At 60.2% G+C, this 11,404-nt stretch carries 11 protein-coding genes; all 11 read left to right on the top strand.

Annotation, left to right across the window (positions count from 1 at the left end):
- Positions 1-40 precede the first annotated feature (40 nt).
- From L6D64_RS08565 to L6D64_RS08515, 11 genes are read left to right on the top strand one after another with little or no spacing between them, the layout of a single operon-like run.
- On the top strand, positions 41-598 hold the full coding sequence (locus tag L6D64_RS08565; RefSeq protein WP_176506362.1) for a phage tail tube protein: 558 nt from the start codon (positions 41-43) through the stop codon (positions 596-598).
- 6 nt (positions 599-604) lie between these two features.
- Positions 605-1,000 (top strand): phage tail assembly chaperone family protein, TAC, encoded by a 396-nt coding sequence (locus L6D64_RS08560; protein ID WP_176506361.1) that lies wholly within the window; start codon positions 605-607, stop codon positions 998-1,000.
- Positions 1,001-1,041: 41 nt separating this feature from the next.
- Positions 1,042-1,275: a phage tail assembly protein T gene (locus L6D64_RS08555; protein ID WP_176506360.1), complete on the top strand. Its 234-nt coding sequence runs from the start codon at positions 1,042-1,044 to the stop codon at positions 1,273-1,275.
- A gap of 60 nt (positions 1,276-1,335) precedes the next feature.
- A complete protein-coding gene (locus L6D64_RS08550) occupies positions 1,336-4,206 on the top strand; it encodes a phage tail tape measure protein (RefSeq protein ID WP_176506359.1) in 2,871 nt (956 codons plus the stop codon).
- Positions 4,206-4,544 carry a phage tail protein gene (locus tag L6D64_RS08545; protein ID WP_219824745.1) on the top strand — a complete coding sequence of 113 codons (339 nt, stop codon included), beginning with the start codon at positions 4,206-4,208 and terminating at the stop codon, positions 4,542-4,544. Before L6D64_RS08550 ends, L6D64_RS08545 begins: the two co-directional genes overlap by 1 nt.
- Positions 4,544-5,242, top strand: coding sequence for a phage minor tail protein L (locus L6D64_RS08540; RefSeq protein WP_176506358.1), 699 nt, complete (start codon positions 4,544-4,546; stop codon positions 5,240-5,242). The genes L6D64_RS08545 and L6D64_RS08540 overlap by 1 nt, the downstream gene beginning before the upstream one ends.
- Before the next feature lie 24 nt (positions 5,243-5,266).
- The gene (locus tag L6D64_RS08535) at positions 5,267-6,037 is read left to right on the top strand and encodes a C40 family peptidase (protein ID WP_176506357.1); all 771 of its coding nucleotides are present in this window, start codon (positions 5,267-5,269) and stop codon (positions 6,035-6,037) included.
- Positions 6,030-6,656 carry a tail assembly protein gene (locus L6D64_RS08530; protein ID WP_176506356.1) on the top strand — a complete coding sequence of 209 codons (627 nt, stop codon included), beginning with the start codon at positions 6,030-6,032 and terminating at the stop codon, positions 6,654-6,656. The genes L6D64_RS08535 and L6D64_RS08530 overlap by 8 nt, the downstream gene beginning before the upstream one ends.
- Positions 6,657-6,665: 9 nt before the next feature.
- Entirely contained in the window at positions 6,666-10,385 is a 3,720-nt protein-coding gene (locus L6D64_RS08525) for a TipJ family phage tail tip protein (RefSeq protein ID WP_176506355.1), read from the top strand.
- Positions 10,385-10,678, top strand: a complete 294-nt coding sequence (locus L6D64_RS08520) for a hypothetical protein (RefSeq protein WP_176506354.1) — start codon at positions 10,385-10,387, stop codon at positions 10,676-10,678. Before L6D64_RS08525 ends, L6D64_RS08520 begins: the two co-directional genes overlap by 1 nt.
- Positions 10,679-11,401: a hypothetical protein gene (locus tag L6D64_RS08515; protein WP_176506353.1), complete on the top strand. Its 723-nt coding sequence runs from the start codon at positions 10,679-10,681 to the stop codon at positions 11,399-11,401.
- The last annotated feature ends 3 nt before the right edge of the window (positions 11,402-11,404 follow it).

Below are 11,404 nucleotides of genomic sequence, written 5' to 3'. Positions count from 1 at the left end.
GCCCTGTGCGGGCTTTTTTTTATCTGCGGTTGAGGAAACTATGAAGACTCAAGGCACCGACCTTTACGCCATTGACCCGGCCAACAACACGCTATTGACCGTGGGTTGCTTCACGTCGCTGGATGGCATCGACACCAGTATCGATCAGATCGAAACCACCTGCCTGAACTCCAAGGCCCGCGAGTATGAGGCAGGGCTGGCCACCCCGGGCTCCGCCACTTTCGGTATCAACGTCGAGCCCTCTAACGCCGACCATGTTCGGCTGCATCAGCTCAAAACCGCCGGCACCAAACTGCGCTGGGCAGTAGGCTGGGGCGATGGTCTGGACGCCAACGGCGACGGCATTCCGCCAACCGTCGAAACCGAGGAAGATGCCGGCGACGATGCGCCCGACTTTGTTCTGCCTGAAACCCGCACCTGGTTGACCTTCGAAGGCTACATGAACGCCTTCCCGTTCGCCTTCGCGCTGAACGATGTTGTGAAATCCACCGTCGGCATCCAGGTATCGGGCGAAATCACCTGGGTGCCGAAAGTATCTGGCACTACGTCAGGCGGCACTGACGATGGCGGCAGTGGTTCGGGTGGCGGTGGGGAGTAATAGCCAATGACCCTGACTATCGAAGCCCTGCGCGCGTCCGGTGCGTTTGTCGGCGCACCTGTCGCCCAGGATGTGACCTGGCACGCGAACGGCAAACCGGTGACGATGACTTTCTACGTTCGCCCGGAATCATTCCATACGATCACCAGCAAATGGGAAAGCAGCGCCCAGGGCGCCGATGCGGTGGTATCGCGCCTGGTGGCTTGTATCGTCACCGAGGATGGCCAGCCACTGTTCACGCCGGCCGACATTGTGGGCGATCCGTCCACCGACCACGGCCCGTTGTCTGCTGAGCTGACCGTAGCGCTGCTGGCCGCCATTCACCGCGCCAACGGCCTGGGTGAAAACAAGGATGACGGTAAAAAAAAATCGCGCCGGAAGAAGAATTCTGGCACGACCTAGTGCTGCACGGCATCGGCGGCCGAACGGTTGCCGAAGCCAAAATGCGCATGAGCTACGCCGAGGCCAGAGACTGGATGGCCTACATCCGCCAGAACGGGCCGCTAAACACCGGCCTGCGTCTGGAGTTCGGCGTGGCCCAGCTCCTGCACGCCATGTACCGCCTGATGGGTAACGATGTGCGACTGGCTGACTTCCTGCCCGACCGGGTGCAAGAGGATGAACCGGTGGCCACGATCCAGGATGTTATGGCCATTCTCAACCGCGCCCGCCGCTGATCGGCAGAGACAACTACGAGCCCGCCCAGTGCGGGCTTTTTTGCGCCTGGAGGTACAACGATGGCAGCGGAAAGCCTGGGCTCCGCCACGGTAGACCTGATCGCCAACACCGGCGGTTTTGAGCGGGGAATGGATCGGGCCGAACGGCGAATGCGATCCGCAACAAAAGAAGCGGCATTCCAGGGAAGCCAGCTGGAGAAACTGCTGGGCCAGATCGACCCGGTGGTCGCCGGCCTCGGTCGGCTCGACAAGATGGAGGAACAGCTGCGCCAGCATCGGGCGGCGAATCGTATCGATGATGACGCGCTGACCGAATACCTGGACAAGCTGACCCAGCAGCGAAACGCGCTCACGCGGGTGGATGATGCTTTCGGCAAAGGTGCGACCAGCGCGAAAGGCTACAACGCAGCGCTGCGCACGCTGCCCGCCCAGTTCACTGACATTGCAACCAGCATTCAGGGTGGCCAAGACCTGCTGACCGTGTTCCTGCAACAGGGCGGCCAGATCAAGGATTCATTCGGCGGCATCGGGCCGGCGCTTGGGGCCGTGGGCCGCTACATTGCTGGCCTGATTACGCCGATCACCGCTACCGGCGCGGCGATTGCCGGCCTGGCGGCAGTCTATTTCGACGCTGAAAGCGACATTTCGGCGTTTGACCAGGCTTTGAGCGACGGCAACCATACGCTGGGCCTGACCTCTGATCAGCTCCGAACGATGTCCGGGCAGGTCGGTGCGGCCGTTGGGGATTACGGCGACGCCCAGCAGGCCATTATTGCGCTGGCACAGTCGGGCAAGGTAGGTGCAACGCAGATCCAGAACCTGGGGTCGGCGATCACCGCGGTTACCCAGTATTCCGGTCGAAGCGTTGACGATATTTCGAAGGCGTTTATCGACTTCGGCGACAACGCCACCCAGGCCGCGCAGAAAGCCAGCGAACAGTTCGGGCTGCTGACGGCCGAACAGTACGACGTGATCAAGGCGCTGGACGACCAGGGCGACCATCAGAAAGCGCTGGACACGCTCTCCGAGGATTTGAACGCCAACGCGCTCAAGCGCCTGAGCGATTACAAGGAATCGATCGGCGGGATTGAAGGCGCCTGGGATAGCGTCAAGGAAGCAATCGCTGGCGCCTACAACGGGCTCAAGCAAGCGATTGACCCCGGGATCGACAAGCAGATCAGCGACCTGCAAGAGATCATCAATAACCGGCAGAACGGCGTTTCCCTCAAAAACATTTTCAGCGCCAACCTGGGCAACGATAACGTTTCGACGGCGACGTACAAGGCCCAGCTTGACGCCCTGATCAAGCAGCGCGCCCAAACCCAGGCGAACACCCAGGCGCAAGACGACCTGAACAAGGCGAACCAGGAGTACATCAAGTATTCAGGGATCCTTGAGAAAGGGCTGTCCGACACGTCGCCCGAGGAAAAGAAAAAGAATGCGCTGAAAGAGCTTCACGACCAGTATTTCAGCCTTTATTCAGCGGCCGGCCGCGCGAACAAGGACAGCCCGCTATTGGCCGGGGTGGAGTACGACGGCCAGAATTTTTCCGGGGGCAGCTATGACGCCCGCCTCAAGAAAATTAACGATGACTATGCCAAGGCCACGAAGCAGCCGGCTTACCGCGACGATGCAGCGACCAGGATGCTGGAAACGCTGAAACAGCAGAACGCCGAGCTACAGGCCCAGGCCGCGCTGATCGGCAACCAGGATGGGCAAGCCGCCGCGCTGGGCGACAAGGCAAAAGCGCTGGTGGCCTGGGAGCAGCAGCTGGCCGACATCAAGTCGAAACAGACGCTGACCGCTGACCAGAAATCGCTCCTGGCCAACCAGGACAAGATCACCGCCCAGCTCAAATCAAACGCCGAGCTGGAAAAGGAAATTCAGCTCAAAAAGGAATCGGCGGCCGAATCGGCCAAGCTCAAGGCGTTTCAAGGCAATCTGGATGCGCAGCTTTCGACGGCGCAAACGGGGCTGAACCAGAACCTGGTCGGCCTCGGAATGGGCAGCGTAGCGGCGCAGCGCGCCCAGGAGCAGGCCCGGATCGCACAGTCCTACCAGTCCCAACAGGATCGGCTGACCAGCGATTACAACAAGATCCAGAACCCGACCCAGGCTGACAAAGATCTGTACCGCGACGAAACCGCCGCATTGAATGATGCGCTGGCCCAGCGCCTGGGTATGCAGCAGAAGTATTACGCCGACGTTGACGCGGCGCAGGCCGATTGGACGCTGGGCGCGAAGGCCGCTTACCAGGATTATTTGCAGAGCGCGGCCGATGTCGCCAGCCAGTCGAAATCGCTATTCAGCGATGCTTTCACTGGCATGGAGGATGCCATTGTCCAGTTCGCCAAAACCGGCAAGCTAAGTTTCTCCAGCTTTGCAGAATCGGTGATCGAGGATATGGCACGTATCGCCGCCCGGCAGGCTTCGTCCAGCATTCTGAGTTCCGTGGTTAGCCTCGGTTCGACCGCGCTTTCAAGCTATTTTGGCGGTGGGGCCACGCCCGGGTCATCTGCCGCTGACTATTCCCCGGACATCATCAACAACTGGGCCAACAGCCTGGGCGCCCGCGCCACTGGCGGCCTGGTGTCGCCGAACTCCATGTACCAGGTCAACGAGCGCGGCCCCGAGCTGTACAACCAGGACGGCCGTAGTTACCTGATGACCGGATCGAATGGCGGGAGCGTCACGCCAGTTTCGACCGCAAGCGGTGGCGCTGGCTCCGGCGGTGGCGCGGGTGGCGGTGGCGTCGTGGTCAACATCGCTATCACCGGCGATGGAGGGGCCAAAGCTGACAGTTCGGCGGATGGGTACAAATCGTTCGGGGATGACATCGGCCGCTATGTTGACGCCCGGTACAAGCAACTGGAGGCCAAGTCCCTGAGCCCCCAAGGGAACATCCGCAAAGCAATCAACGGGAGGGCCTGATGGCCAACACGTTTACCTGGTGCCCGTACATCGAACCGACCGGCACCGGGACATTTCGCGTTCGGTCGGCCCAGTTCGGGAATGGCTATCGCCAGGTGGCCGGCGACGGGATCAACAACGAAACCCAAAGCTGGCCACTGACGTTCCGGGGGTCAGAATCTGACATTACGGAAATCCTTAGCTTCCTGCGGGAAGCGAAGGGGGCCACGCCGTTCAACTGGACCCCGCCGCTTGGCGAGCCCGGGCTGTACACCTGCGCCACCTGGAGCCTGACCCCTCACGGCGCGGGAATCTACACCCTGACCGCAACTTTCGAACAATATTTCGGGGTGGCTTGATGGCCGAGAGCATCTATGAAGACATTCAGCGGCTGGCGCCAGGAGATTACGTCGAGCTATTCACGCTCGACCTGACCGCCCTTGGCGGCGATCTGTACCGCTTCCATGGATACACCCAGGTAGGGCCGATCTACTGGCAGGGCGAGGAATATTCGCCCTGGCCGATCAAGGTCGAGGGCATGGGCATGACCGGCGAAGGGCAGCAGAACAACCCGACGCTAACCGTCGGCAACGTGACCGGGTTTATCACCGCCCTTTGCTTCACATACCAGGATCTTGTCGACGGCAGCATTACGCGCCAGCGGACGCTGGGGCGCTACCTGGACGCGCGCAATTTCGCAGAGGGCAACCCCGAGGCCGACCCCGACGAATATTTCGCGCCTGACCTGTACACCATCGATCAGAAACAGTCGGCCGATCCCGAGCTGGTGGCCTTCGTTTTGAAGTCGCCGCTGATCGCCACCGACCGAAAGCTGCCTGGCCGGCAGATCGTTGCCAACTGCTGCCAGTGGCTGACTATCGGAGGGTATCGTGGTCCGTATTGTGGGTACACGGGGAACGGCTATTTCACCGACAAGGATGTCGCCACCGACGACCCGGCCCTGGATCAGTGTTCCGGCACCCTTACCGGCTGCAAGCTCCGGTTTGGCGAGAACAACCAACTCCGTTACGGCAGCTTCCCAACCGCCGGCTATTGAGGCGCTTCGCGCCGAGGTTCCCCAATGAAAATTTCCAAAGGCGTCATTGACGCCGCGTATGCGCACGCCCGCGAAAAGGCGCCCGAGGAATGCTGCGGCCTGGTGGTGAAGACTGGTCGCCGGCTCCAGTATCTGGCGCTGACCAACACGGCCGCCAACCCCCTGGAGGATTTCCGAATCTCCGCCGAAGCCTGGGCCGACGCGGAGGACCAGGGAGAGGTGGTGGCGGTGGTGCATAGCCACCCCGGGCAGCCCGCGCGCCTGAGTGGCGCCGACCGCGTTTCGATGGAGGCTACAGGCTTGCCGTGGCTGATTGTCGAGGTTCGCCAGGGTGAGCCAGTCGCGCATCTGGTGCACCTCCCAACCGGATACCAGGCGCCGCTGGTAGGCCGTCCGTTTCACCACGGCGTGCTCGATTGTTACACCCTCGTGCGTGACTTCTATCAGCGAGAGCTGGGCATCGTCCTGGACGACTTCGCCCGGGATGATGGCTGGTGGGAGAAAGGCCTGGACTTGTACGCCGAGAACTTCGCCCGTGCCGGCTTCTATGCCGTCGACCCGTCCGACCTGCGCCAGGGTGACATGGTTGTCATGCAGGTGCGGGCCCCGGTGGCGAACCATGCCGGCGTGTTCCTGGCTGATGGACGCTTGAAGACTGAGCCCGGTTTGCACCCGGTGCCGGGCGGCATCCTGCACCACCTCTACGGCCGCGATTCGAAGCGGGATATTTTCGGCGGCTTCTGGCGCGAGTCGGCCCGCTACTACATGCGACACAAGGATTCACCACATGGCTGAGCGCATCCGCACTGTGCGGCTCTACGGAAAGCTTGGCGCGCGTTTCGGACGGGTCCACCACCTGGCGGTAAATTCCGCCGCCGAGGCCGTGCGCGCCCTGGGCGTGCTCCACAAAGGCTTCACCCAGTTTCTGGCCGAAGCAAAGGACATGGGCCTTGCCTTCGTCATTTTCTACGGCAAGCGAAACCTTGCCCAGGAACAGCTCGGTGATCCGCCAAGTTCGAATGATATCCGTATCGCCCCGGTAGTCACTGGCCGGAAAAGTGGCGGGTTGCAGGTGGTTCTCGGCATCGCGCTGATCGCTGTCGCGACTATCGCCACGGCCGGCGTTGCGGGGCTGGCCTCCGCTTCTGCCTGGGCCGCGGCAATCGGCGGGACTGGGTGGGGGGTTGTCGGTTCTATCGGCCTGTCGCTGGCGCTGGGTGGCGTGGCATCACTTATCGCTGGTACTCCGCAAGGGCTGTCCAGCTCGGAAAGCACCAGCAATACGCCCAGCTACAACTTTTCCGGCATCAAGAACACCACCGCCCAGGGCGGCCCGGTACCGCTTTGCTACGGCGAAATGACGGTCGGGTCGGCCATGATTTCCTTGGGGATTCGGGCCGAAGATCAGCAGTAGAGGGATGCAATGACTTCACATGCAATCCAGGGCGCAAAAGGCGGCTCGAAGCCGCATACGCCTTACGAAACGCCCGACAGCCTAATCAATACCAGCTATGCGAATCTCCTGGATGCGATCAGTGAGGGGCCGATTGTGGGCTTGGTCAACGGCGCCCAGTCGATCTACCTGGACCAGACGCCGCTGGCGAACGCCGACGGCAGCTTGAATTTCAGCGGTGTGACTTGGGAGCAGCGCACGGGCGAGGCCGATCAGGATTACATCACCGGCTTTCCGGCGGTCGAGACTGAACACTCTGTCGGTGTAGAGCTGAAAGCGGACCAGCCGTGGACACAGGCAATCAACAACCTTGAGTTGTCCGGGGTTCGCCTCCAGCTCGGCGTTTCCACGCTCTACCAGCAACAGAGCAACGGCGACACCAACGGGTACACCGTCAATTACGTCATTGAGCTTTCGACTGATGGTGGTGATTTTGTTCAGGTGCTGGCGTCGGCTTTCAGCGGCAAAACCACCACTGGCTACCAGCGCTCCCACCGGGTCGATCTGCCGGCCGCGACCGAAGGTTGGACAATCCGCGTTCGGCGTACCACTCCCGACGCGACCCAAAGCACGACCCAGGCCAACACCTCGGTTGCGAGCTACACCGAGGTGATCGACGCCAAGTTGCAGTACCCCTACACGGCGTTGGTCGGCATCAAGATCGACGCCAGCCAATTCTCGAACATCCCGGAGCGGGCATTCAGGATTCGCGGTCGAATCGTCCAGGTGCCGAGCAACTACGACGCGGCGACCCGGACTTACACCGGTTCCTGGGACGGCACTTTTAAGCTGTCCTGGACGGACTGCCCGCCCTGGATCTATCGCGACATCATCGTCAATGACCGTTATGGCCTGGGCCGCTATATCAGCGACAACCAGGTCGACAAGTGGGAGCTGTATTCCATCGCGCAATACTGCGACGAGATGGTCAGCGACGGGAAGGGCGGCCAGGAGCCGCGATTTGCCTGCAACGTCTATCTCCAGACGCGCGCGGACGCGCTCCAGGTGCTCCAGGATCTGGCGAGCGTATTCCGGGGGATGTCCTACTACGCCGCCAGCCAAGTTATCGCATCGGCTGATATGCCTAGCGATCCGGTTTACACCTACACCAACTCCAACGTAATTGACGGCCGGTTTTCGCGGGCCGGTTCTTCTGGCTCGACCCGCTACAGCGTGGCCAAGGTTAGCTGGACCAATCGCGAGAACTTCGGTGAACAGAAAGTCGAGTATGTGCCCAGCCGCGAGGCCATCGCGCGTTATGGCATCCGGGAAACCGAGGTAAACGCTTTCGGCTGCTGTTCGCAGGGCCAGGCCCAGCGCATGGGCCATTACATCCTGCTGACGAACCAGCTCGAAACGGAAACAGTCAGTTTCAGCGTGGGCCTGGACGGCACCCTGGTGCGCCCTGGTTCGATCATTCGGGTGGCTGACCAGAACTATGCGGGCAAGCCCATTGGCGGCCGATTGAAGGCGGCCACAAGCGACACGGTAACCGTCGATGATGACCTGACCGTCGCGGCTGGGGATACGCTGGTTGTGATCCAGCCGAATGGCGTTGCTCAAACACGCGTGATTGAGTCCGTCGCCGGCCGGGTGATCACTGTCACGGAAAGTTTCGACGCGGCGCCGATTCCCGAATCGATCTACGCGGTGGAAACGGCCGAGGTAGTGGCGGAAACCTACCGCGTTCTGACCGTCACCGAGAATTTCGGTGACGACAAGCTGCAATATGACGTGGTGGCGATCCAGTACAACAGCAGCAAGTTTGCCGCCATCGATTCAGGCGCACAGATCGTTACGCCGCCGACCACGGCCTTGCCGGCTGCCGTCCAGGCACCGCCTACCAATGTTGAACTGACGACGTTTGACGCTGTGCAGCAGGGCCTGACCGTGGCCACGATGCGGATCACCTGGACGCCGCCGAAGGGAGCGCAGAGTTACAACGTGTGGTGGAAGCGTGACAGCGGCGACTGGATCTACGCAGGCGTCGCCTACACGGCAGCGATTGAGGTTTTGGGCATTTACAGCGGTGTGTATACCGCCCGCGTCGCAGCAATAGGCGTGGGAAACGCCACTTCGATTTGGGCCACTTCTGAGGCCACCCAGCTCTACGGCAAAACCGGGTCGCCGCCGGTGCTGGCCAGCTTCACCACCGCGTCCGAGCTGTTCGGCATTCGAATGAACTGGGAGTTTCCCGAAGGCGCCGAGGATACGTTTTGCACCGAGGTGCAGCAGTCGGAGTTTGCCAGCGGCGAAAGCCCGACCCAGCTTTCGCTGGTCTCCTACCCGGGCAAGACGTACCTCAAAAGCGGCATGGCGGCGGGCGTCACGGGGTATTTCAGGGCGCGGCTGATGGACCGCACCGGCAACACCGGGGAATGGACGGATTGGGTATTCGGCCAGTCCAGCGCCGACGCCGACGCAATCTTGGACTACATCACCGGGCAAATCACCGAGAGCCAGCTGGGGCAGGATCTGCTGTCCGAAATCGACAAGATCAGCGGCGACGGCGAAGGATCGGTGAATGAACGGCTCGACGGCATAGATAAAGCACTCCAGGATCAAATCAGCGCAATGCAATCCCAGCTCGATGATGTGCTGGGCACGCCCGATTGGGATTCAGGCCAGGACTATCTGACCGGCTCCCTGGTCAAGGAAGACGGCAAGCTCTATCGGGCGATCCAGGACGTGCCGGCCGGCACCGCTGTAACCGATGCCAGTTACTGGGAATACATCGGCGACTATGAGTCGATTGGCGATACCGTGGCAGCGCTCGCCGTGCGCGTGGATTCGGTAGAAACCAGCGTCGAGGATATCGACGGCGAGCTGGCGGCGATGGCCACCAGGATGATCGGCGTGGAGGCCCAGGTGTTCCCGCATATGGCTGGCGATACGGGCTGGCTGGCGGGCGACGAAGGCGTCAATGCAACGGCATACACCGTTTACAGCGCCATCGCGGACGGCGATTCAGCGCTGAGCCAGCGGCTCGATTTGGTGGAGGCGTCCGTGGGCGACAACCTGGACGCCAAAATCCAGGAGGAAACCACCGCGCGGGTGGATGCCGACGAAGCGCTGGCCGAACAGATCACCACCGTGTCGGCGCGCTTCGATGACGCCGACGCGGCATTGCAGGAGGAAATCACCGCCCGAGCGAATGCTGACGAAGCGTTCACCGAGCAAATGACAACCCTGCAGAGCCAGATTGGCGACACCGTGGCCCAGGTCAGTGACACGGCCCAGGCGGTGATTGATCTAGAGGGCAACGTCTCGGCCACCCGCACCATCAAGGTGGGCGTAGACCAGAACGGGCAGTATTACGCCGCTGGCATGGGCATTGGCGTCGAGAACACCGAGGAAGGGATTCAGTCCATTGTGACGTTCCTGGCGGATCGCTTCGCGGTAATGAGCCAGGTAAACGGCACCCCTCAGACGATGTTCGACATCGAGGACGGACAGACGGTAATTCGGAGCGCATTCATCAGCCAGGCGCAGATCATGGAGTTGATTGTCTCGGGAGAATTGAAAAGCCCTGATTACGTCCAGGGCCAAACTGGGATCAGTATTAACTTTTTGACCGGAGAGCTTGAAATCAACAAATCGACCTCTACCGGCCGTACAACAATCAACGGCGGCGGTACCAAAGTCTGGTCGGGAAATATCGACGTGGTGACGCTCGGGGAGTTGAGCTGATGGCTGAGTACGGGCTCAGGATCAAGCATCCCGACACCGGCGCTGTGCTGCTGAACATTACGGATCGGATCACCAGGGTACTCGGAACTTTGAACACCGGCACCGCTAACGGGAGCTATTCCGTTGACTCGATGTTGGGAACAGCTTTTTTCAGCTGCTTGGTCGCGAACAGCTTCGATGCTCAGTCGGCCCAGCCCGATATCACGGTAAGCGGCAACACAGTGAGTTGGTCATTTGATGGCGCGGGTTTTTATACGAAAGTCCCCGTCACAATTCTCTACGGGGTTTACTGAATGGCTGAATATGGTCTAACGATCAAAAATTCCAGCGGATACGTTCAGATTGATGGCGAGTATTCTAACCTTGCTCTTGTTGAGTCTCTGACGCTGTCAGCGACAAGCCGGGGTGGGGGGCCTAACGGGTCAGTCTGGTATGTGACTCGCAGTTTCCCTAACTACGTGAGCCCGGTTGTCGCCATCTACGCAAACAATGGCGTAACGGTTTGCTATCAGGCGGCTCAGGTGAATGGAGTGTGGCAGTTCACGTTTTGGGCTACCACGCAAAATGCTTTCCAGGTCTATATGTTTGACCAGGCCGGCCGAGGAGCCCGGTTCGCCATTAATTACGGGCTTGTCGTCAAAAACAAGACAACTAATGCCGTGGTGTTCGATTCTCGAATGAAATACATGAGGGTCGTTGACTACATTGCCGCAAACCTTGGCGGTAATTACTTTGACAATATTTCTAAGGATTACACGGCTTATAAGAAGGTGGCTATCGTTCAAGGGGCTTTTTGGGCTACTTCTATCCAGGAAGTAATCCCGGATGATCCCACAGACCCGACAGCGATCACGCTGATTGAAGTTAGCGGCATGTTGAATCATTCCGTGAATGGGATCTCCATTCAAGTGATGGACACTTATTCAAACTCCAATCGATTGAGCCAGAATCCGCTCCCTAACTGGTACTGCAATAGCTACAGCTATTTGGTTCTAGATGTATCCGATTTCGACTAGGAG

It is taken from the genome of Pseudomonas urethralis (assembly GCF_021602465.1).
Classification (GTDB): Bacteria; Pseudomonadota; Gammaproteobacteria; order Pseudomonadales; family Pseudomonadaceae; genus Aquipseudomonas; species Aquipseudomonas vlassakiae.
The sequence above is the reverse complement of the archived record's forward strand: the minus strand, read 5'-3'. Positions and strand labels throughout refer to the sequence as shown.